26 protein-coding genes are annotated in these 21192 nt (G+C 74.4%); 10 read left to right on the top strand and 16 right to left on the bottom strand.

Annotated features, from left to right (window positions below):
* The first annotated feature begins 1 nt into the window (after position 1).
* Complete coding sequence (locus tag F7Q99_RS42860) at positions 2 to 265, top strand: DUF6213 family protein (RefSeq protein ID WP_195911358.1); 264 nt, start codon at positions 2 to 4, stop codon at positions 263 to 265.
* 51 nt (positions 266 to 316) lie between these two features.
* Here F7Q99_RS42860 and F7Q99_RS32960 read toward each other — a convergent pair whose 3' ends face one another.
* From F7Q99_RS32960 to F7Q99_RS32890, 15 genes are all read right to left on the bottom strand, one after another.
* Positions 317 to 1486: an AI-2E family transporter gene (locus F7Q99_RS32960; protein ID WP_326847427.1), complete on the bottom strand. Its 1170-nt coding sequence runs from the start codon at positions 1484 to 1486 to the stop codon at positions 317 to 319.
* 79 nt (positions 1487 to 1565) lie between these two features.
* Positions 1566 to 3425 carry a complex I subunit 5 family protein gene (locus F7Q99_RS32955; protein WP_326847426.1) on the bottom strand — a complete coding sequence of 620 codons (1860 nt, stop codon included), beginning with the start codon at positions 3423 to 3425 and terminating at the stop codon, positions 1566 to 1568.
* Positions 3426 to 3431: 6 nt separating this feature from the next.
* Positions 3432 to 3776 (bottom strand): sodium:proton antiporter, encoded by a 345-nt coding sequence (locus F7Q99_RS32950; protein ID WP_153468531.1) that lies wholly within the window; start codon positions 3774 to 3776, stop codon positions 3432 to 3434.
* Positions 3773 to 4513 (bottom strand): MnhB domain-containing protein, encoded by a 741-nt coding sequence (locus F7Q99_RS32945; protein WP_326847425.1) that lies wholly within the window; start codon positions 4511 to 4513, stop codon positions 3773 to 3775. Before F7Q99_RS32945 ends, F7Q99_RS32950 begins: the two co-directional genes overlap by 4 nt.
* On the bottom strand, positions 4510 to 4779 hold the full coding sequence (locus tag F7Q99_RS32940; protein ID WP_326847424.1) for a Na(+)/H(+) antiporter subunit B: 270 nt from the start codon (positions 4777 to 4779) through the stop codon (positions 4510 to 4512). The genes F7Q99_RS32945 and F7Q99_RS32940 overlap by 4 nt, the downstream gene beginning before the upstream one ends.
* On the bottom strand, positions 4776 to 5069 hold the full coding sequence (locus tag F7Q99_RS32935; protein WP_153468529.1) for a cation:proton antiporter: 294 nt from the start codon (positions 5067 to 5069) through the stop codon (positions 4776 to 4778). The genes F7Q99_RS32940 and F7Q99_RS32935 overlap by 4 nt, the downstream gene beginning before the upstream one ends.
* Positions 5069 to 5326 carry a monovalent cation/H+ antiporter complex subunit F gene (locus F7Q99_RS43455; protein ID WP_326847423.1) on the bottom strand — a complete coding sequence of 86 codons (258 nt, stop codon included), beginning with the start codon at positions 5324 to 5326 and terminating at the stop codon, positions 5069 to 5071. The genes F7Q99_RS32935 and F7Q99_RS43455 overlap by 1 nt, the downstream gene beginning before the upstream one ends.
* Entirely contained in the window at positions 5323 to 5775 is a 453-nt protein-coding gene (locus tag F7Q99_RS32925) for a Na+/H+ antiporter subunit E (RefSeq protein WP_153468526.1), read from the bottom strand. The genes F7Q99_RS43455 and F7Q99_RS32925 overlap by 4 nt, the downstream gene beginning before the upstream one ends.
* Positions 5776 to 5954: 179 nt before the next feature.
* Entirely contained in the window at positions 5955 to 6140 is a 186-nt protein-coding gene (locus F7Q99_RS32920; RefSeq protein WP_153468523.1) for a hypothetical protein, read from the bottom strand.
* Between the two features lie 80 nt (positions 6141 to 6220).
* Entirely contained in the window at positions 6221 to 6394 is a 174-nt protein-coding gene (locus F7Q99_RS32915; RefSeq protein ID WP_153468520.1) for a CsbD family protein, read from the bottom strand.
* Between the two features lie 111 nt (positions 6395 to 6505).
* A complete protein-coding gene (locus tag F7Q99_RS32910; RefSeq protein ID WP_153468517.1) occupies positions 6506 to 7471 on the bottom strand; it encodes an SDR family NAD(P)-dependent oxidoreductase in 966 nt (321 codons plus the stop codon).
* A 105-nt stretch (positions 7472 to 7576) separates the two neighbouring features.
* Positions 7577 to 8584 (bottom strand): PHP domain-containing protein, encoded by a 1008-nt coding sequence (locus F7Q99_RS32905; RefSeq protein ID WP_153468515.1) that lies wholly within the window; start codon positions 8582 to 8584, stop codon positions 7577 to 7579.
* A gap of 20 nt (positions 8585 to 8604) precedes the next feature.
* Positions 8605 to 9729 (bottom strand): carboxylate-amine ligase, encoded by a 1125-nt coding sequence (locus tag F7Q99_RS32900; RefSeq protein ID WP_153468511.1) that lies wholly within the window; start codon positions 9727 to 9729, stop codon positions 8605 to 8607.
* Between the two features lie 6 nt (positions 9730 to 9735).
* The gene (locus F7Q99_RS32895; RefSeq protein WP_153468508.1) at positions 9736 to 10752 is read right to left on the bottom strand and encodes an SDR family oxidoreductase; all 1017 of its coding nucleotides are present in this window, start codon (positions 10750 to 10752) and stop codon (positions 9736 to 9738) included.
* A complete protein-coding gene (locus tag F7Q99_RS32890; protein WP_153468506.1) occupies positions 10749 to 11351 on the bottom strand; it encodes a DUF6328 family protein in 603 nt (200 codons plus the stop codon). The genes F7Q99_RS32895 and F7Q99_RS32890 overlap by 4 nt, the downstream gene beginning before the upstream one ends.
* Positions 11352 to 11556: 205 nt before the next feature.
* Between F7Q99_RS32890 and F7Q99_RS32885 the strand changes: the two genes are divergently transcribed.
* Entirely contained in the window at positions 11557 to 11985 is a 429-nt protein-coding gene (locus F7Q99_RS32885; protein ID WP_153468503.1) for an STAS domain-containing protein, read from the top strand.
* Between the two features lie 11 nt (positions 11986 to 11996).
* Entirely contained in the window at positions 11997 to 12476 is a 480-nt protein-coding gene (locus F7Q99_RS32880) for an ATP-binding protein (protein ID WP_153468501.1), read from the top strand.
* A gap of 263 nt (positions 12477 to 12739) precedes the next feature.
* Here the strand turns inward: F7Q99_RS32880 and F7Q99_RS32875 are convergent, their stop codons facing one another.
* Positions 12740 to 13063, bottom strand: coding sequence for a plasmid stabilization protein (locus F7Q99_RS32875; RefSeq protein WP_153468498.1), 324 nt, complete (start codon positions 13061 to 13063; stop codon positions 12740 to 12742).
* A 280-nt stretch (positions 13064 to 13343) separates the two neighbouring features.
* Between F7Q99_RS32875 and F7Q99_RS32870 the strand changes: the two genes are divergently transcribed.
* The 7 genes from F7Q99_RS32870 to F7Q99_RS32840 all read left to right on the top strand — a co-directional run bounded on the left by F7Q99_RS32870 (position 13344) and on the right by F7Q99_RS32840 (position 21111).
* A complete protein-coding gene (locus F7Q99_RS32870) occupies positions 13344 to 14261 on the top strand; it encodes a SigB/SigF/SigG family RNA polymerase sigma factor (RefSeq protein WP_326847422.1) in 918 nt (305 codons plus the stop codon).
* 83 nt (positions 14262 to 14344) lie between these two features.
* Positions 14345 to 16150 carry a thiamine pyrophosphate-requiring protein gene (locus tag F7Q99_RS32865; RefSeq protein ID WP_326847421.1) on the top strand — a complete coding sequence of 602 codons (1806 nt, stop codon included), beginning with the start codon at positions 14345 to 14347 and terminating at the stop codon, positions 16148 to 16150.
* Complete coding sequence (locus F7Q99_RS32860; protein ID WP_153468491.1) at positions 16137 to 16574, top strand: hypothetical protein; 438 nt, start codon at positions 16137 to 16139, stop codon at positions 16572 to 16574. Before F7Q99_RS32865 ends, F7Q99_RS32860 begins: the two co-directional genes overlap by 14 nt.
* Entirely contained in the window at positions 16571 to 18898 is a 2328-nt protein-coding gene (locus tag F7Q99_RS32855) for a GMC family oxidoreductase (RefSeq protein WP_326847481.1), read from the top strand. Before F7Q99_RS32860 ends, F7Q99_RS32855 begins: the two co-directional genes overlap by 4 nt.
* Complete coding sequence (locus tag F7Q99_RS32850; protein ID WP_153468485.1) at positions 18895 to 19989, top strand: enolase C-terminal domain-like protein; 1095 nt, start codon at positions 18895 to 18897, stop codon at positions 19987 to 19989. The genes F7Q99_RS32855 and F7Q99_RS32850 overlap by 4 nt, the downstream gene beginning before the upstream one ends.
* 44 nt (positions 19990 to 20033) lie before the next feature.
* On the top strand, positions 20034 to 20405 hold the full coding sequence (locus F7Q99_RS32845; protein WP_153468482.1) for an STAS domain-containing protein: 372 nt from the start codon (positions 20034 to 20036) through the stop codon (positions 20403 to 20405).
* 28 nt (positions 20406 to 20433) lie between these two features.
* The gene (locus tag F7Q99_RS32840) at positions 20434 to 21111 is read left to right on the top strand and encodes an HAD family hydrolase (protein ID WP_153468478.1); all 678 of its coding nucleotides are present in this window, start codon (positions 20434 to 20436) and stop codon (positions 21109 to 21111) included.
* Positions 21112 to 21192 lie beyond the last annotated feature (81 nt).

The raw sequence follows: 21192 nt of genomic DNA, 5'->3' as shown, positions 1-21192 counted from the left end.
CGTGATCCAGGTGAACGTCCCCGTGCTCTTCCCGCACAGCGGCGGCGTGCTCATCCCCGCCGCGGAGGTCACCACGATGCTCCGCCGGGTGGCGATCAGCTGGGTCGACCTGGCGGACGACGAGGACGGGGCGACGGACTTCGACCCGGAGACCGTCCGCGCCCTGGCCGGTGCGCTCGGCCGCCTCGCCGACCAGATCGACGTCGAGTGCATCGCCTTCGCGTCGGACCCGCCGCGCACCGCGGGCCCGGCCGGTGGCGAGTGAGCGGGGCCGCCCGCGCCGGGCCCGTACCGTCTCGTCCCGCCGGTCGAGCGGTCACTCGCGCGCCGAAGCCCGTGCCCCCGCGCGCGTCCGCGTGCCGTGGTCCCGCAGTTCGCTGATCACCGCCCAGGCCACCGACACCACCGGTACGGCCACCACCGCGCCCAGGACGCCGGCCAGGACGGCGCCGCCGGTCACCGACAGGGCGATCACCACCGGGTGGATCCGCACCGACCAGCCCAGCACCAGCGGGTGCAGCAGGTGGCCCTCGATCTGGCCGATGACGACGATCAGTCCGAGCACCACCAGGGCGATCACCGGCCCGCGCGCCGCCAGCGCGACCAGCGCGGCGATGGCCAGGGCGATCGGGGAGCCGACCAGCGGGATGAGGGTCGCGACGAACTCCAGCACCGTCAGCGGCAGCACCAGCGGCACCCCCAGGAGGGCGAGCGCGATGCCGACCAGGACGGCGTTGGTCGCCGCGACGATCAGCACCCCGCGGGTGTAGCCCGCGAACGTGCGCCACGCGGCACGCCCCGCGCGGTACCAGACCGGCCGCCCCCGGGCCGGGAGTTGCCGCTGCGCCCAGTGCCACATCCGGTCGCCGGAGTGCAGGAAGAACACCGAGCAGAACACCGCGAGGGCCAGCCCGGTGACCAGCTCGACGGCCCGGCTCGCCCCGCTGAGCGCGGTGCTGATCAGCGTCGACCGGTGGGCGGAGATGAACGCGCCGATCTTCGCCCGCAGGTCGGTGACGGTGCCGGGCCGCAGGTGGAAGGGGGCGCCGGTGAGCCAGTGGTCGATCCGGCCGAGGCCTCCGCGCAGCTCGGTGCCCAGGCGGCTCCACTCGTCGGCGACGGTCGTCCCCACCAGTGCGAGGACACCGCCGACGACCGCGATGCTGAGGAGAAAGGCGAGCAGGACGGCGAGCGAGCGGGGCAGCACCCGGGCCAGCAGGTCGACGGCCGGCCGCAGCACGGAGGTGATGACCAGCGCCAGGAACAGCGCGATGACCGGCAGTTCGAGCTGGGTGAGAATGGTGACGGCCAGGTAGGCGGCCACTCCTAGCAGGACCAGCCGCCAGGTGTACCCGGCGGCGGTCCGCAGCCCGGGCGGCACCCGGTCCGTGGCCGCGCCGGGGCGCGCCCGGGGTGGCATCACCCTGGGCCGGCGGCTGCCGAGCGGCCGGTGCCGCCGGTCCGGTCCGGTGCCGTTCAGTTGCACGGGCCTCCTCCTCGGCGTCGGCCGGACGTCGTCCGGTCCCGCGCGGCTGCCCGGGCGGGGTTGTGGGAAGCGGTCGCGGTCACAGCTGCGCGCCGATCGCGGCCAGCAGGAGTGCCAGGCCCACCGTGAGCCATGCCACGTAGTCGCCGAGCAGTCCGGAGTGCAGGCGGCGCAGCGGCAGGACGGTCGCCCGGTACAGCCCGCCCGTGCCGCGCCTGGGGTCGCGGCGGACGGCGGCGGTGGCGAGGCCGGCGGCCAGCAGGGCGGAGAGCAGGCCGAGGGCGACTCCGGAGGCCGTCCACCACGCCTTTGGCACGATGGCGGCGGGCGCCCCGGGCTGTCGACGCCCCGGCTGCCCGAGGACGTCGGCGAGGTAGTCGGCGCGGTCGGTGAAGGCCGCCGCCCCCGCCGCGAGTGCCCGCCCCACCCCCGGCAGGACGCCGATGGCCAGGCAGCCGGCCAGCAGGAGTCCGGGCACGAGGAGCATCGGTGCGGGCAGCCGGCGGCCCGGTTCGCGGATCTCGGGTTCCTCGCCCTCGCCGGTGGTCGCGGCCACCTCTGGGTGCTCGGTCGGCGGGGTGCCGACCCCGCCGAAGACTCGCAGGCCCGCGCGCAGCACCGCGCCGCCCGTGAGCGCGGACACCAGGACGAACACCGCTGGGAGCCAGCCGAGTTCGTGTCCAGCGGCCTCCTCGGTGATGGCCTTGCCGAGCCCGGTGCCGAGTGGTGGCAGCCCGGCCAGGGCGAGCCCGCCGAGGACGAACAGCAGCCCGGGCAGCCGGAGTTCGCGGGCCCGGCCGTACAGTCCGTGCTCGTCCACCGAGCCGTACCGGTCGAGCAGGACGCCGGTGAGGCCGAACAGGGCTGCCTTGGCGCCCGCGTGGCCGGCCACGTACACCGCCGCACCGGCCAGGCCGGCCGGGGTGAGCAGGGCCGAGCCGATCAGGAAGAGGCCGACGTGGCCGACGGTGGAGAAGGCCAGCATCCGTTTCAGGTGCCGCTGCTGCCAGCACATCACGCCTCCGATGAGGGCGGTCAGGACTCCTGCGGCCAGCAGGGTGTCGCGGACGACGGTGTCCGGCAGCCCGCCCGTGCCGGCGAACACGATCCGGTGGATCCGCGCGACGCCGTAGACGCCCAGCTCGACCATCACCCCGGACAGCAGCATGCACACCGGGCTGGGCGCCACCGCGTGCGCGTCCGGCAGCCAGAAGTGGAAGGGGGCCGTCGCCGCCTTCACCAGCGGGCCGGCCAGGACCAGGACGAACGCGACGACCACCAGGGCGTCCCGACCGTGTCCGGCGGCGGCCCGTTCGTCCAGGGCGGCCCCGATCTGGGCGAGGCCGAGCTCCCCGGTCCGGGCGTAGAGCAGTCCGATGCCGAGCAGGGAGAGGTAGGCGGCGGCCGAGTTGACGAGGCCGAAGGCGAGTGCGCCGTGCAGCGGGCGCGGATCCTCGATCCGGTAGCCGGTCACTGCGTAGGCGACGGCGCCCATCAGCTCGAAGAAGACGAAGGCGTCGAAGAGGTCGCCGGTGAGTGCGAATCCGCACATGCCGGCCTCGAAGAGCAGGAGCAGGGCGGGGAACATGCCGCCGTGCTCGCCCGACGGTTCGTCGAAGTACCGCCAGGCGTAGCAGAGCACGGCCAGGACCAGGACGGCGGCGACCAGTGCCAGTCCGCTGCCGAGGCGGTCGGCGACCAGGACGATGCCGACGCTGTGGCCGTCGTGCGGAACCCAGCCGCCGAGCCAGGACACCGCCCGGCCGTCCGGGCTCGTCCGTGCCCACAGCAGCGCCAGGCAGGCGACGTCGGCGGCGGCCCAGGCGGTGGCGAGCGCGTCGCGGCCGAAGCGGGGCAGCCACCGGCCGGCGATGGCCAGGACGGCCGCGCCCAGCAGCGGGATCGCGACCGCCAGCGGCAGCAGATCGTCGGTGTTCACCAAGCGTCACCCCCGCAGCCCGGTGAGTTCCTCCGGGTCCACCGTGCCGTGGCGCTTGCGCAGTTGGATCACGAGGGAGAGGAGCAGCGCGGTGACGGTCGCGCCGACGACGATGTCGGTGAGCGCCAGGGCCTGGACCACCGGGTCCACGACCGGGGAACCGGGTGGCAGGTCGGAGAAGACCGGTGCCGTGGCGTCCCGGCGGTAGCCGACCGCGAGCAGCAGCACGTACGTGGAGGACTGCGCGACGGCCAGGCAGCCGACCGCCTGCACCAGGTCGCGGCTGGTGACGAGGCCGTACAGTCCGGCGAGCAGGATCCACCCGGCCACCAGGTAGGGCAGGACGCTCAACGGCTCCTCCTTCGCGGGACGACCTCCACGGCCTGGTCCAGGAAGTGCGCCAGCAGCACCACCACGCCCGAGCCGACCTCCACCCCGACGGTGGCGTTGACCACCGCCACCAGCCCGCTGGAGGAGAGCTGGTTGAAGGTGCCGAGCGGCAGGGTGTTGGCGAGGTAGCCGGCGCCGGAGGCGAGGCCGATCAGTCCGAGCGCGGCGAAGGCACCGGCGGCGAGGGCGTCCGCCACGTCCAGCACGGCCAGCGGACGGATGCGCTTGAGCACCAGGTAGTCGGCGGCGACGTAGGCCAGGTGCAGCGCGGTGGCCAGCACGACACCGCCCTGGAAGCCGCCGCCGGGGCTCAACTGGCCGTGTGCCACCAGGTATCCGCCGGTCAGCAGGGTGATGGGCAGCAGCGTGGCGCCGAACAGCCGGGTGGTGGGCAGGACGGGTTCGGCGGCGGGCCGGCGCTTGCGCTCGTCCCGGGCGAGGCGCAGCAGCATGCCCGCGCCAAGCACCGAGGCGAACAGGATCGACTCCTCGCCGAGCGTGTCGAAGGCCCGCTGGTCGAAGTTGACGGAGGACACGATGTTGGCGGTCCGCTGGGCCAGTCCCGCCGCCACCGCGCGCTCCCCGTACGGGTGTTGGGGTCCGCCGAAGCCGGGCAGCTCTCCGGCGGCGGCGATCAGCCCGGCGGCGAGGACGGCGGCGGCGGTCAGGAAGAGCCGGAGCCGGGCGGTCCGGCTCACGCGGAACGGTCCGGGCGGTCGTCGGGGTGCTCTTCGCGACGCACCCGGCGGACGGTCAGCAGGATGAGCAGCGGCGTGATCGCGCTGCCGACACCGAGTTGGGAGAGCGCGACGTCGGGCGCCTGGAGCACGGTGAACAGCACGGCCAGGCAGAGCCCGAGCAGGACGAGGACGGCGGCCTGCCGGACCGGGTCGCGGGTGAGCGCGGCGGTGGTCGCGGTGACGGCGGTGAGCAGCAGGGCGATCACGATCAGGGTGTCGGTCACCGGCGCGTCTCCCGTCCGGCACGGACGGTCGCCCGGGCGACGGCCATCGTGGTGACCGTGCCGCCGGCCGCCAGCAGCAGGCCGATCACCAGCAGCTTGGCGGCCGCCCGGCCCGGTCCGGTGTCGACGGCGAGGGCGAGCGCGACCAGCGGCGCGCCGAGGGTGGCCGCGGGGGAGAGGGCGTGCAGCCGCAGGTACGGGCCCGGGAGCACGACGAGCCCGGCGGCGGCGAGCAGCAGGGCGGCCGTGCCCGCGCACAGCAGGACCAGCGCGACGACGTGACGGTCCATCAGTGCTCCTTGCCGGCGAGGAAGCGGGTGAACACCAGCGTCCCGGCGGGGGCGAGCACGGCGAGGTCGAGGGCCAGGTCGGTGTACGAGGTGCGGCTGAAGCCCTGGGCGAGCAGGAGGAGGACGGTGGAGGCCACCGTCGCGGCGAGGTTGAGCCCGGCCAGGCGCTCCTGCGGCTCGCCGCGCAGCCCGCGCAGCAGGCACGGGCCGAGCCCGCCGACGGCGAGGACGGCCGCCGCGAGCAGCCAGGCGTTCACCGGGTGCCGTCCGTCAACGCGCGCTCCAGCGAGGAGATTTCGCCGCCGCCGAGCGCGTGCACGGTCAGCGTGCCGTCCTCGGCGGAGACGACGTATGCGCCGGGCGTCGACGACAGCAGCGCACCGGCCCAGGCCGCACCGGTGTCGGCCGCGAGTTGGACGGTGCGGAATCCGCTGCCTCGCCGGTGCCGCGGCGACAGTACGGCGAGCGTCAGCCGTCCGGTGTCGGCCAGCAGGGTCCACGGGAACGTCCGGAGCGCCTGCGCCAGCCGGGCCGGACCGCCGGGCGTCGCCCCGGACGCGCGCCGGACCGCGACGGCGCCCACCGCCGCGAGCAGGGCGACACCGCCGCCGACCGCCATCTCCAGCGGCGTCGCCGAGCTGATCAGCACCGTGTTGAGCAGCAGCAACAGCCCCCACCAGAGCAGGAGTTCGATTGCCGTCCGCATCGCATCACCCCCCGTCTCGGCCGCAAGGGCAGCCCGCCGCCGTGGCGAGCGGCCCCAGGTGTACCGTCCGGCCGGCGACCGCGTCCCGCGCGCAACGCCGCCGCGCGCGGGATCGCCGCGCCGGACCACCCGTTCGTCGCAGCGGGGCGCAGGAAACTGTGATGATCGGCCCGGCCGGGTCAGTCCGGCGGCTCGTGCGGCTCCGGCTCGTGGGCGGGTTCGGTCGTCTCGTACTCCGGGCCGTCCTCCGGCCCCTTCTCCTCCTCGTGTTCGGGCGGCGGTCCGCCCTCACCGGTCATCCGGGACTCGGGCGTCTCGACGGCGACCGGCGGGTCCTTCGGCACGTGCTCGTCCTGGTTGCTCATGGGCTCGTCTCCTCAAGTCGGGAGCAGGGAAGGCGTGGTCGCGCGGTGGCCGTTCGACAGAACGGCCACCGGGCGTCGGATCAGTGCTTCCCCGCGTCCTTGACCTTCTCCGCGGCCTGCTTCAGATCGCTCTTGATCTGCTTGCCCCGTCCCTCGGATTCGATCGTGCGGTCTCCCGTGGCCCGTCCGGCGGTCTCCTTGGCCTTCCCTAGGGCCTTCTCGGCGACGTTGCGCATCTTGTCGGCGGTACCCATCGTGTGCACTCCTCTCGTCGCTGGGCGGCGTCTGCCCGGGATCCTTGGTTTCATGCCCCGGCCAGGGGAAGTCCGCCGTCGGTTGCGCCGTTGCCGCCCTGCCGGAGACCGTCAGGACGCCGTCGGCTCGTTGTGGGCCCGGCCGGCCCGGCGCCCGAAGGCGGTGAGCCGGTGGACCGGACCACCGGGCCGGTGTCGGGCGGCCGCCCGGACGCCGGGTACGCCGTGCTCGGGGGCGCCCCCGGCCGGCGGGAGCAGTCGGGCCGTCAGCGCGAGCACGCGGTCCGTGGTGGCCGGGGCGATCCCGTGGGCCAGCACGGCCGCCCTGGCGAGGGGCGTCAGCACGAGCTCGCGGCGGCCGTCCTCGACCGCTCGGACGATCCGGCGGGCGGCCCGCCCGGCGTCCATCGACACCAGCGGCAGCGACGCGGTGGCGGCGAACCAGGCGTACTCGCTCCCGGCCTGCCCGGCGAACTCGGCGGCGGTGTGCGAACCGGTGCGCATCAGCCCCGGCAGGACGGTGGTGACCCGGATCCCGTACTGCGACAGCTCCGCGCCGAGCCCTTCGGAGAGGCCGGTCAGGGCGAACTTGGCGGCCACGTACGGCAGCAGGTGCGGCGCCGGGAGCCGGCCTCCGATCGAGCTGATCATGACGATCGAGCCGGCGCCGCGGGCCCGCATCGAGGGCAGCACCGCCTGGACGAGTCGCAGCGGCGCCATCGCCATCAGCTCGTGGGCCCGACGGAAGTCCTGTTCCTGCATCGCCGCGACCGGGCCCACCTGGATCAGGCCGGCGTTGTTGACCAGCAGGTCCACGTCCGCGTGGAAACGGTCCCGTACCGCCGTGAGCAGGCGGTTCGGCGCCTGCGGGTCCATCAGGTCGCAGGCCGTCGCGGCCACCTCGCCGGGGCGGTCGCGCAGCCGCCGGAGGGCCCGTTCCAGTGCGAGCTCGTCCCGGCCGCAGAGCATCACCCGGCAGCCGCGGGTCGCGAGTTCCTCCGCGATCAGCAGGCCGAGTCCGCGGGAGGACCCGGTCACCAGAGCCGTACGTCCGGCCAGCACGCTCCTGCCGCGCATCGGCGCACCTTCCTCCGATCCGGGGAGTCCGACGCCCGGGCGTGTGTCCGCCCGGAGCACCGGCAAACGTCCGGCACGGATTCCGCCCGGTGGCCGGGTCCGTGATCAGCCGCGGGCGCCGGCCCGGCCCGCCCACGCCAGCAGCCGGTCGCGCGGCCAGGTGGTGACCACCCGCTCGGGGCCGAGGCCGAACCGGGCCGCGCGGGCGTACCCGGACGTGTGCCACTGCAGTTGCCCGGGCGCGTGGGCGTCGGTGTCGACGGCGAACAGGCAACCCGCTTCGGCCGCCAGGCCCAGCAGGTCGTCGGGCGGGTCGCGGCGCTCGGGGCGGCAGTTGATCTCCACCGCCGTCCCGGTCTCGGCGCAGGCCGTGAAGACGGCCTCGGCGTCGAAGCGGGACTGCGGCCTGCCGCGACCGGTGACGATCCGGCCGGTGCAGTGCCCGAGGACGTTCGTCTGCGGGTTGCGCACCGCCGCCACCATCCGGGCGGTCATCGGTTCCGGCTCCGAGCGCAGCTTGGAGTGGACCGAGGCCACCACCACGTCGAGCCGCCCGAGCAGTTCCGCCTCCTGGTCGAGGTGGCCGTCCTCCAGGATGTCGCACTCGATCCCGGACAGGAGCCGGAAGGACCCGGTCCGGGCATTGTAGGCCGCGACCGCGTCGAGCTGGAGCCGCAGCCGTTCGGCGCTGAGACCGTGGGCGATCGTGAGCCGGGGCGAGTGGTCGGTGAGCACGGCCCAGCGGTGCCCGAGCGCGCGGGCGGCCTCGGCCATCTCCTCGAACGGGTGGCCGCCGTCGGACCAGTCGGAGTGCAGGTGGCAGTCGCCCTTCGCCGCGGCGAGCAGCTCCCACCCGGACCGCGCGGCGGGCCCCGCCGCCGCCTCCAGCCGGGCCAGGTAGGACGGCGTTCCGCCGGCCGATGCCTGCGCGATCACCTCGGCGGTGACCGGGCCGACCCCCCGCAGGCTTCGGGCCCGGACGGCGTCGACCGGACCGGGCGGCAGGACGTGGACCGCCTCGGCCGCCGTGTGGAATGCCCGGACCCGGTAGGGCGAGGCCCCGTTCCACTCCAGCAGGAAGGCGATCCGCCGCAGCGCTTCCACCGGTTCCATGGCTCGGGCAGGCCTTTCGGTCAGGGCACCGCGGCGGTGACGGCGGCGAGTTCGTCGACCACGGCGGTGAGTCGCCCGTGCCGGCGGTAGGCACGCCGCTGCCGGGTGGCACCGGTGCCGAGACGGTGCAGGCGGGCGAGCCCGGACTCGACGGCGGCGAGGTCGCCGGCCGCGGCCAGCCCGGGGGCCGCCCGTTCGACGAGCCGGTCGGCGAGTTCGGCCATCGGGGCGCGGCGGCCGGTGAGCGGATCGACGCCGACGCCTGAGAGGCCGGTGCGGGCGGCCTGCCAGTGGGCGGCGCCGACCAGGCCGGACGGGAGCGCGGGGGCCGACCGGCCGGCCCGGATCTCCCCGAGCAGGACGGCGGCCAGTCCGCGCAGCAGCGCGGCGAGCAGAACGACCGTCTCCAGGTCCGCGTTGACGTCGGCGATCCGCACCTCCAGCGTCGGGACGTGCTCGGACGGGCGGGCGTACCAGTAGATCATCCGGCGGTCGAGCAGGACCCCGCACTCAACCAGGGCGTCCGCGAGTGCCTCGTACTGCTCCTCGTCCAGGACCGGGGCCGGGCCGACGGTGGGCCAGCGCGACCACTGCACGGTTCGCCAGCTGGCGAAGCCGCTGTCGCGGCCCGCCGTGAACGGGGAGTTGACGGCGAGCGCCTGGACCACCGGTAGCCACGGCCTCAGGTGGTTGCCCAAGGCCAGCGCCAGGCCGCGTCCCTCGGCGCCCAGGTGCACGTGGCAGCCGCACAGCGCGCCGTCGTAGCCGTCGAGCACGCCCGCGTAGCGGGCCGCCATCCGCCGGTAGCGCGGGTCGTCGGTGATGCGGCCGGGACCGGGACCGGAGAGTACGGGAGTGCCGGAGGCCACCAGCAGGCAGCCCGCGTCGGCCGCGGCGGCGGCGACCACCGAGCGCAGGCGGGCGAGGTCGGCGCGCAGCTCGTCGAGCCGCGCGGCGGGATGGCTGCACACCTCGACCTGGACGGGGAAGAACTCGGCCTGGACCTGGTCGCCCAGGACGGCCGCGGCGTCCGCGATGACCTGCGGCGCGCGCTCGGCGGGCAGTCGGTCCTGCCGGTCGACCAGCAGGAACTCCTCCTCCACGCCGAGGGTGGGCACGATCGGCGGGGCACTCGGCCTGCACATCGCGGCTCACCGCCCCCGGGCCAGCGCACCGGCCGCCGCGCCGAGCACGCCCGCGGTGCCGGCCACGAGCAGGCCGTGGTGCTGGGAGGCCCACAACTGGAGGCTCCGTTCGCGGGCCTCGGCGTCGAAGCGGCCGTGCGCGCCGTGGTCCTCGCCGGTGTCGAGCGGTGCCCAGAGATTGGACCGGTCCTCCGTGCGCTGGGCCAGCCCCTCCTGTTGGGCGTCGATCCCCGTGCGGGCGAGGTAGCGGTCGAGCAGCCCGGGCGCGACGGCGTTGGCGAGCAGTGTGGCGGCGGTGCTGGCGCCCACCCAGTACTCCCGGCGCCCGGGGTGGTCGGCCGCGTACCGCACCGCGCGGGCGGCGATCTCCGGCTGGTGGACCGGCGGGACGGGCCGGGCCCGGCCGCGCAGCCGGTTGAGCACCCAGTCGAACTGCGGGGTGTTGACCGCCGGCAGCTGCACCATGGTGACCCGCACGCCCGATCGGGCGGCCAGCAGCTCGCAGCGCAGCGCCTCGTGCCAGCCCTGGAGGGCGTGCTTGGCGCCGCTGTACGCGGTCTGCAGCGGGATGCCCCGGTAGGCGATCGCCGAGCCGACCTGCACGATGGTGCCGTGGTCGCGCGGCAGCATCCGGGCCAGCGCGGCCCGGGTGGCGTTGACGTAACCGAGGTAGGTGACCTCGGTGACGCGGCGGAACTCCTCCGGGCTGATCTCGGTGAACGGTGCGAAGACCGAGACGAAGGCGTCGTTGACCCAGACGTCGACCGGCCCGAACTCCGCCTCGGCACGGGCCGCGACCGCCTCGCAGGCCTGCGGGTCCGCGACGTCGGCCACGATCGTGCGCACCGGTGATCCGGCCGTCTCGGCCTCGGCGGAGGCGGCACGCAGCCCGGCCGCTCCGCGGGCGACCAGCACGAGGCGGTTGCCCTCGGTGGCGAAGGCCCGGACGCAGGCCCGGCCGACCCCGGCGCTGGCGCCGGTGATCACCACCGTCCGGGGTGTCGAACGCGCACGGAACGTCATGGCGGGCGTCTTTCCGGGCGGCCTTCGCCGAAACGTCGGGGGAGTTGGACGGGGGCGTCGTCGCCGGGTTCGGCGGGAGGCCGGTCCGACCGGCCGTTCTGGCGGCGCAGGTGCTGGACCGGGAGCACCAGCCAGCAGCAGACGAACCAGAGCATGACCGCCCCGGCGATCCATCCGGCGGCCGCCGAATCCGTCGCAACCCGCAGCAGGAGAAGCAGGGCCGATCCGATGGTGAGTGCCAGCAGTATCAGGCCCGTCGCGACCAACCGTGCTGCGGCATTCACGAGTTGGGGCTTGCGGCGGCGCCCGGCGAAGACCCGGTGATAGGCGACCGGGGCGGTCAGCGCACCGGTGGCGAGAGCGCCCAGGACGACGGTGGCCACGTACAGCCCGCGGTCGAAGTCGCCGAGTTCGGTGAACCGGGGCATGAAGACCACGCTCAGCAGGAATCCGAAGAGGATCTGCGAGCCGGTCTGGGCGACCCGCACCTCCTGGAGCAGATCGGTCCAGCGCCGGTCGGCCCGCTCCTCGGGTGACTCCTGCCGGCCGATCCGCGGCCGCGGATCGGGACCGCCGCGGCCGGCGTCCGGGGTCGTCATGGTGATCGCCTCCGCCTCGCACCCGTCCATGCGTGTAGCCGCCCCCGCGCCGGGCAAACGCGGAGGCATGGACGACGAGCAGGTGGTGTGCCCGGTCGCGCCCGGGACGGTTTCCGATGTTCCGGCCGTCCGCGCGACCCGACGTGCGGCGCTGCATGATGGTCGGGACGGCATGTCGCCGTTCCGAGCGCACCGGGAGCCTGCCATGCCAGGGCCAGCCGAGGACTCCACCGCCAGCAGGGGGGAGCGCGGCCTGCGCGTCACGGTGGAGCGCGAGGGGCCGGTGCGGATCCTCACCCTGGCCGGCGAACTGGACCACGACACGGCGGACGGGCTGCGCGCCGCGCTCGCCCGGCCCGCGGACGACGGCCTGGAACGGATCGTGGTCGACCTCGGGGCCCTGCAGTTCTGCGACTCGACGGGCCTCAACATCCTGCTGCGGGCACGCCTCGACACCGAGACGGCCGGAGTCCGGCTGGAGATCGCCGGCCCGCGTCCCGTCGTGGCGCGGCTGTTCGCGGTCACCGGCGCCGACGCCGTGTTGCGGATCCATCCCGATCTCGGCTCGGCGCTGAAGGCGCCGGATCCGGCGCCGGATCCCCACGGCGACGCCCCTCCCAACGAGCCCGCGTGAGGAGGCCCGTCATGCAGCTTCCCGGGAAGAGCCCGCTGCCCGTCCCCGGCCGGATGCCGGGGCCCGAACAGACCAGGCGGCTCGCACTCGGAGGCAGCGAGGGCGCAGTGCAGCGCAGCCGCGAGTTCAGCCGGGAGGCCCTGCGGTCGTGGCACTGGCTGCCCGCCGCCGACGACGAACAGCAGGCCGTCACGGAGGACGTCCTGCTCATGGTCTCGGAACTGGTCACCAACGCGTGCCTGTACGCACCCGGTGGCCCGCGCGAGCTGCGGCTGAGCTGGAACGGCCACCGTCTGCGCGTGGAGGTCGCGGACGCCAGCCCGGTGCCTCCGCGGTTGCGCCCGCACGCCGACCCGGGGCGGCCGGGCGGGCACGGCCTGCGGGTGGTGGACCGGCTCGCCCGCGCCTGGGGATCCCTGCCCGAGGGCGAGGGAAAGCTGGTATGGCTGGAAGTGCCGTCTCCGCTCGACCACCGCGGCCGCCTGCGCTGATGGCGCTGACGGCCGGCAGCCTCACTGCTGCCCCGGGTGGGGCTCCGGAGGCGGTGCCGGATCCGGGTCCGGGAAGGGCTCGGGCTCCGGGAACGGCGGGATGGGCGCGCGGCACCGGAGCGGGGCCCTCTCCGGGGCGCGGCGCCGGATTGGGGTGGGGGACCGGCTCGGTGTCCGGATCCGGGGGTGTCGGAATCGTCATGGTGGCACCTTCGTCATCGGGGGCACCTTGGTCATCTTGGTCATCGGGGACGGGGGCACGCTCAGCGACCGAGCGCGTTCGCGAGTTCGCGCTTGTTCATCTTCGAACGGCCCTTGATGTTGCGGTGCTTGGCCTCGTTGTACAGCTGGTCGTAGGACGGGCCCTCGGCTCCCTTGTGCGAACGCTGCCCGCCGCGCCGGCCTGAGGACATGTCGCGGGTGGAGGTGCGGCTCGCGCTCTTCGACTCGCCGTGCCGGGCGCGTTCCTTGTTCACCGTCCGGGCGGCGATCTCCTTGGCCCGCTTCTCGCTCTCGCCCCGGTCGAGCGCGCTCTCCTTGATGTGCTCGTACTGGCGCTCCCGCTTGGGGCTGGATCCTCGGGGCATGGCCGCCCCTCCTTCCTGGCGGAGGTTGCTGCGCGAGCTCGCCTACCCGGAGAAATCGTAATAAATCGGTGAAACACGAATTTAAAGTCGTATGTCCGGGTAGAACCAGATTGCAGCGGCCATGGATGTCACGCCAGTCGCTCCCGCACCCACCACCGGGTGCCGCCGGGATCTTCGCTTGAAGAAGCCGGGCACAGGTCCTGGGGGACGAAGCCCACGACGCGCGAGCGCGAGTTCGCCGCGATGCGGGGCGCTCACCCCGATGCCCAGGAGAAAGCAAGTGTCCACCGCTCCGGAAACCGTTCACCATGCCGACCAGGCCGGCACCGCGCCGCCCGGCCTCCCGCCCGACCTGCCCCCGCGGCCGACCGAGGCCGAGCTGCGGGCCATGGGCAAGTCCGAGGCGCGCGAACTCAGCGACGCGCTGTTCGAGCGCCTGGCCGGCCTCGGCCGCGAGACGCACGCCTACAGCTACGTCCGCGGCACGATCATCGAACTCAACATGCCGCTGGTCCGATTCATCGCGGGTCGCTTCCGGCACCGCGCCGAGGACATGGACGACATCCTCCAGGTCGGCACGATCGGCCTGATCAAGGCCGTCGACGGTTACGACCCGCGGCGCGGCGTCGAGTTCGTCACCTATGCCATCCCCACCATCGCCGGCGAGATCAAGCGGTTCTTCCGCGACACCTCGTGGCCGGTCCGCGTGCCGCGCAGCATGCAGGAGCTGTACCTGATGGTCGCCCGCGGCTCCGACCGGCTGGAGCAGGAACTCGGCCGCCTCCCGCAGACCGGGGAGATCGCCGAGTACCTGCACCTCACCGTCGAGCAGGCCTCCGAAGGGCTGGTCGCCGGCCGGGTCTACCGCCCCAACTCGCTGGACGCGCTGCGCGACCAGGACAGCGACGACAGCGGCAGCGCGATGCTCGACCGCCTCGGCAGCTGTGATCCCGGCATCGAACTCGCCGACTTCCGCACCGCCGTACGCCCATTGCTCGCCCAGCTGCCCGAGCGCGAGCAGACCGTCCTCAAGCTCCGCTTCTGGGACGGCTGGACCCAGTCCGAGATCGCCACGCGGATCGGCGTCTCCCAGATGCACGTCTCCCGACTGCTCACCGCGACCCTGACCCGGCTGCGCGAGCAGCTCGAGGACCGCGACGCCCCGGGCTGGGTCGACGAACCGGAGGAACCGGACTGAACTCTCCCTCCCGCCGGGTGTTTCCGGCCCGCCGCAGCGGATAGCCGCGCTGCGGGGGGCCGTCGGCGTGAAGGAGGAGCACCGTGTCCCCGAAGGTTTCCGACCACATCCTGGAGCGACTGCGAGCCTGGGACGTCGAGTACGTCTTCGGCTACCCCGGCGACGGCATCAACGGGCTGCTCTCGGCCTGGGGCCGGGCCGACAACCATCCGGTCTTCGTCCAGGCCCGGCACGAGGAGATGGCCGCGTTCGAGGCCGTCGGCTACGCCAAGTTCTCCGGCCGCACCGCGGTCTGCGCGGCGACCTCCGGACCGGGCGCGATCCACCTGCTCAACGGGCTGTACGACGCCAAGCTCGACCATGTCCCGGTGGTGGCGGTGGTCGGCCAGACCGACCGCAGCGCCATGGGCGGTTCCTACCAGCAGGAAGTCGACCTGCTCGGCCTGTTCAAGGACGTCGCCGCCGAGTACTGCCAGATGGTGACCGTCCCCGAGCAACTGCCCAACGTGCTCGACCGGGCCATGCGCACCGCCGCCGCCCGCCGCACCGTCACCGCCGTCATCGTCCCCGCCGACGTCCAGGAGCTCGACTACAGCCCGCCGCAGCACGCCTTCAAGATGGTGCCGTCCAGCCTGGGCAGCCCGCGCTGGACGGTCCTCCCCGACGAGACCGAGCTGCGCCGGGCCGCCGACGTGCTCAACTCCGGCAGCAGGGTCGCGATGCTGGTCGGCCAAGGCGCCCGCAACGCCCGGCGGCAGGTCCAGCAGACCGCCGAACTCCTCGGCGCCGGCGTCGCGAAGGCACTGCTCGGCAAGGACGCGCTGCCCGACGTCCTGCCCTACGTCACCGGGGCGATCGGCCTGCTCGGCACCCGCCCCTCGTACGAGCTGATGCGCGACTGCGACACCCTGCTCACCGTGGGCTCCAGCTTCCCGTACACCCAGTTCCTGCCCGAATTCGGGCAGGCCAGGGGCGTGCAGATCGACCTCGACCCGTTCATGGTGGGGCTGCGCTACCCGTACGAGGTCAACCTGGTGGGCGACGCGGCCGGCACGCTCGACGCGCTGCTGCCGCTGCTGATCCGCAAGGAGGACCGCACCTGGCAGAACACCGTCTGCGACAACACCGAGCGCTGGTGGGAGGTCATGGAACGGCGGGCCGGGGTCGAGGCGGACCCGATCAACCCCGAGTACGCCGTGCACGCCCTCGACCACCTGTTGCCCGACGACGCCATGGTCACCGCCGACTCCGGCTCCGCCGCCAACTGGTACGCCCGCCACCTGCGCTTCCGCGGCACGATGCGCGGCTCGCTGTCCGGCACCCTGGCCACCATGGGCCCGGGCGTGCCGTACGCGATCGGCGCCAAGTTCGCCCACCCGGACCGGCCCGCGATCGCCCTGGTCGGCGACGGCGCCATGCAGATGAACGGCCTCGCCGAGCTGATCACCGTCGCCAAGTACTGGCAGCAGTGGGAGGATCCGCGCCTCGTGGTCGCAGTGCTCAACAACCGTGACCTCAACCAGGTCACCTGGGAGATGCGGGCCATGGAGGGCGCGCCGAGCTTCCTGCCCTCGCAGGAACTCCCGGACGTCGACTACGCCGGCTTCGCCGCCACCCTCGGCCTCGCCGCCGAGCGGGCCGACGAGCCCGGCCAGGTGCCCGACGGGTGGCAGCGCGCCCTCGCCGCCGACCGCCCGTTCCTGCTGGAACTGCGCACCGACCCGGCCGTGCCGCCGATCCCGCCGCACGCCACCTGGGAACAGATCCAGGCCGCCGCCGCGTCCGTGCTGCGCGGGGACGAGGACCGCGCGGCGATGGTCCGCCAGGGGTTCAAGGCCAAGCTCCAGGAACTCCTGCCGTCGTTCGGAGGCCGACATGGGAACCACTGACCTGGTGCTGCGCAACATCCGCACCGGCCGGTTCCAGCGCTCGCTCGCCCTGGCCACCGCCGCCGGCTCGCTGATCACCGCCGCCGAGATCTACCTGGAGCACGACCGGGCCGGCTTCGGCAACCGCGTGATGTGGTGGCCGGTGTGGCTGGGGCCGGTGGGCGCGGTGGCCGGCGTCGCGGGCGCGCTCGACCCGCGCGCCGCCAGCACCCTGCTGCCGCTCGCCTCCGCCGCGATCACCGCCAACGGCCTCCAGGGCACGTACCTGCACGTCCGGGGCATCGCCGAGAAGCCCGGCGGCTGGGCGATGGCCCGGTACAACGTCGAGATGGGGCCGCCGCTGTTCGCGCCGCTGCTGATGAGCCTGGTCGGAGGGATGGGCCTGCTGGCCGCCGTACTGCGCCGGGAGTCCCGCGATGCCTGAGGACCGCAACCGCTTCCCCGGCTACGACGTGCTCGCCCAGGCCCCGGTACTGGGACCGCGAAACGGCCGCCGTCGTTCTCGCCCGGACCGGCCCGCAGCCACCGCTGCGGTTCTTCGCCCCCGCCGAGGAGGCCACCGCCCGCGCCCTGGTGGACCTGCTGCTCGACCACCCGGACGTCCCGCTGCTGCCGATGATCGACGCCCGGCTCGCCGAGCGGCAGACCGACGGCTGGCGCTACGCCGACATGCCGGAGGACGACGAGGCCTGGCGGCGCACCCTGCGCGCCCTGGACGATGACGCCGACGGCCCGTTCGCCGCCCTCACCGAGGTGCAGCAGCGGGCACTGGTCGGCCGGGTCCGGGAACTGCACGGCGAGCGCTGGCACGGCCTGCCCGCCCGGCACGTCTGGAGCCTGTGGACTCGCTACGCCTGCACCGCCTACTACGCCCACCCCACCGCCTGGAACGAGATCGGTTTCGGCGGCCCCGCCCACCCGCGCGGCTACCTGCGCCTCGGTGCGAGCCTGCGCGAGCCCTGGGAGGTCGCCGACGCCCACTCCCACCCGCCCCGGCCGCCCGACCACCAACCCGTCCGTCCGCCGCCGCCGGCCACCGACCCCGGACGCCACTCCCGCCTGCGGGCCGCCGCCGCCACCGTCCGGGCCAACGCCGCCGCCGAACGCGAGGTCCGCCGCACCAACTCCTCCGCCTGGCTGTTGCCGCGCGACGGGCGCGGCCTCGACCACGCGCTGCTGCGCGACATGCGCCGCTACGACGACAGGGACGAGGTCGACCTGCTGATCGTCGGCTGCGGCGCCGGCGGCGCCACCCTCGCCCAGCGGATGGCCCGCCACGGCTGGAGCGTCGTCGTACTGGAGGCCGGACCTTTCTGGGATCCGCTCACCGACTGGGTCAGCGACGAGGCCGGCTCCCACCACCTGTACTGGACCGAGCCGCGCGTCATCTCCGGCGCCGATCCGGTGCCGCTCGGCGCCAACAACTCCGGCCGCGGCGTGGGCGGTTCGATGGTCCACTTCGCCGGGTACGCGCCCCGCTTCCACCCCTCCGACTTCCACACCCACGCGCTCGACGGCGTCGGCGCCGACTGGCCCATCGACTACGCCGACCTGCGCGACTCCTACCGGCGGCTGGAGTACGAACTCCCCGTCGCCGGCCAGTACTGGCCGTGGGGCGAGCCGCACCCCTACCCGCACCCGCCGCACCCCGTCGGCGGCAACGGCGAGATCTTCCTGCGCGGCGCCGCGGCCCTCGGCATCCAGGCCCGCGTCGGCCCGGTCGCCATCACCAGCGGCCGCTTCGGACGCCGCCCGCACTGCATCTACCGCGGATTCTGCCTCCAGGGCTGCAAGGTCAACGCCAAGGCCTCCCCGTTGATCACCCACGTCCCCGACGCCCTCGCCCACGGTGCCGAGATCCGCGCCGACAGCATGGCCACCGCCGTCGAGCTGGGCCCCGACGGGCTCGCGTGCGGCGTGCGCTACCTCCGCGGCGGCCGGGAACACCTCCAGCAGGCCCGCACCGTGGCCGTCGCCGGGTACGCCATCGAGACCCCGCGCCTGCTCCTCAACTCCGCCTGCCCACGCTTCCCCGAGGGCCTGTGCAACGAGCACGACCTGGTCGGCCGCTACGTCATGGTGCAGGGCGCGCCGCAGACCTCCGGCCGCTTCGACGAGGAGATCCGCGCCTACAAGGCCCCGCCGCCCGAGGTCTCCACCGAGCAGTACTACGAGACCGGCCCCGACCGGCCGTACAAGCGCGGATTCACCATCCAGAACATCTCCCCGCTGCCCATCACCTGGGCCGAGCACGTCGTCGCCCAGGGCCACTGGGGAGCCGACCTGCGGGCCTACCTCTCCGACTACGTGCACTGGGCCACCCTCGGCGCGATGGCCGAGCTGCTGCCCCAGCCGGACAACCGGGTCACCCTCGCCGCCGAGACCGACCGGCACGGGCTGCCCGTCGCAGAGTTCGCCTTCTCCCAGTGCGAGAACGACCGGCGGCTGATCCGCGCCGCCCGCGAGGTGATGGAGGACATCCTGCGCGCGGCCGGCGCGAGCGAGGTCATCACCATCGACCGCTATGCCCACCTCGTGGGCGGCTGCCGGATGGCCGCCGACCACTGGAGCGGCGTGGTGGACCACCGCCTGCGCACCTTCGCCGTGCCCAACCTGCTGATCACCGACGGCAGCGTGCTGCCCACCCAGGGCAGCGCCAACCCCGCGCTCACCATCATGGCGCTGGTCGACCGGGCCGCCGGCCTGCTCGCGGCGGGCGCCCGCTCCGGACTGCGAGCCCCGTCATGACCGCCGTCGAACGGATCGGCGTCCACGTCTACACCGTGCCCACCGACGCCCCCGAGGCGGACGGCACCCTCGCCTGGGACAGCACCACGCTGATCCTGGCCGAGGCCGTCGGCGGCCCGCACACCGGCCTCGGCTGGACCTACGGCGCAGCCGCCACCGCCGCGGTCATCCGCGAGGAGCTCGCCCCATTGGTCACCGGGCGCGACCCGCACGACACCAGCGCCGCGTACGAGGCGATGAACCGCGCGGTGCGCAACACCGGCCGGCCCGGCCTGGTCGCGGGCGCGATCTCCGCCGTCGACCTCGCCCTGTGGGACCTGCGCGGACACCTGCTCGGCCTGCCCCTCGCCCGGCTGCTCGGCGGCGCCGCCCGGCCCGTGCGGGTGTACGGTAGCGGAGGCTTCACGACCTACTCGGCGGCCACCATGGAACGGCAGCTGCGCCACTGGACCGACGACCAGGGCATCCCCCGCGTCAAGATCAAGATCGGCGAGTCCTGGGGGACCCGGGAGCGGCGCGACCTCGAACGGGTCCGGGCCGCCCGTACCGCCGTCGGCGACCGGACCGAGCTGTACACCGACGCCAACGGCGGCTACCGGCGCAAGCAGGCCGTCCGGATCGGCGCCTGTCTCGCCGACGAGGGCGTCACATGGTTCGAGGAACCGGTCTCCTCCGACGACCTCACCGGCCTGCGCGCCGTCCGCGACGCCGCCGCGCCCGACGTCACCGCCGGGGAGTACGGCTACGACCTCGCCTACTTCGCCCGCATGCTGCCCGCCGTCGACTGCCTCCAGGCCGACGCCACCCGCTGCGGCGGCCTCACCGGCTGGCTGCGCGCCGCCGCCCTCGCCGAGGCACACGGCCTGGACGTCTCCGCGCACTGCGCCCCGCACCTGCACGCCCACGCCGCCACGGCCGTCCCCAACTGCCGCCACCTGGAGTGGTTCCACGACCACGTCCGGCTCGAGCGGCTGCTCTTCGACGGCACCCTCGACCCCACCGGCGGCACCGTCACCCCCGGCGCGGACGGCGCGCCCGGCCACGGGCTGCGCCTCGCGCCCGCCCGGGCCGCGGAGTACCGGATCGCGTGAAACCGCCCGCGAGGCCGGGCCCGGAACGAAAGGAGCCCGAAGCGATGACACACCGCCCGCCGAAAACCCAGAACGGCACCGCCGGCCAGGTGGGCAGGCTCACCGTAGAGGCCCAGCCGTGGGCCGAGGGCACCATCCTCGCCCTCTACGGCGAGCTCGACCTCGACACGGTCGCCGGCCTGCACGCGGCCCTCGACCCGGCGCTGGCCGAGCCGGCCACCGTCGTCGTGATCGACTGCGCCGGGCTGGAGTTCTGCGACTCCACCGGACTCAACGCCCTGCTCCGGGCCCAGGCCCGCGCGGCCGCAGACGACAGCCGTATCGAACTGGCCCGCCCCCTGCCACTGGTCCTGCGGATGCTCGAACTCACCGGCGCCACCGACGCGTTCCCGATCCGGGACGCCGTGCCGGGCTGAACGAAAGGCCGAACGAAAGGACGAGCCCATGACGACGACCGCAGCGGCCCTCTTCGACGTCGACGGAACCCTGCTCGACACCAACTGCTTCCACACCCTGGCCTGGTGGGAGGCCCTGCGGCAGTACGACCGCACACTCCCGGCCGCCCGGGTCCACCGGGCCGTCGGCATGGGGGCCGACCAACTGCTCGACCACCTGCTCGGCGAGCACCGCGACCACGGCGACGACGAGGCGATCGCCGCCGCCCACGACGCCCTCTACGCCCGCCACTGGCCGGCGATCACACCGCTGCCCCGTGCCGCCGAACTCCTGCGCGCCTGCGCGGGCCGCGGCTGGCGGGTCGTCCTGGCCAGCTCCGCCTCCGACCGGGAGATCGCCGTGCTGCGCCGTGCGCTCGACGCCGACGACGTGATCGCGGCAGTCACCACCGCCGACGACGTGGCCGCGACCAAGCCCGCGCCGGATCTCGTCCGGGCCGCCCTGGACCGTGCGGGCGCCTCCGGGCCCGCGCACGCGGTGTTCGTCGGCGACACCGTCTGGGACGTCGCCGCCGCAGGCCGGGCCGGGGTGCCGTGCGTCGCTCTGGAGAGCGGCGGCTTCGCCGCGCAGGACCTGCTCGGCTGCGGTGCGGCCGAGGTCCACCGCGACACCGCCGAGCTGCTGGCCGACCTCGGTGACAGTCTCCTCGCCCGGCTCCCGGGCTGAGCCCCCGTCCCGGCTGTCACCGCTTCGGCGTCCGGTGGCACAGTGGGAGAGCAGGGCGGTGGCCCGCCGCCCTGGGAGTCG

Source organism: Streptomyces kaniharaensis (assembly GCF_009569385.1).
GTDB classification, from domain to species: Bacteria; Actinomycetota; Actinomycetes; order Streptomycetales; family Streptomycetaceae; genus Kitasatospora; species Kitasatospora kaniharaensis.
The sequence above is the reverse complement of the archived record's forward strand: the minus strand, read 5'-3'. Positions and strand labels throughout refer to the sequence as shown.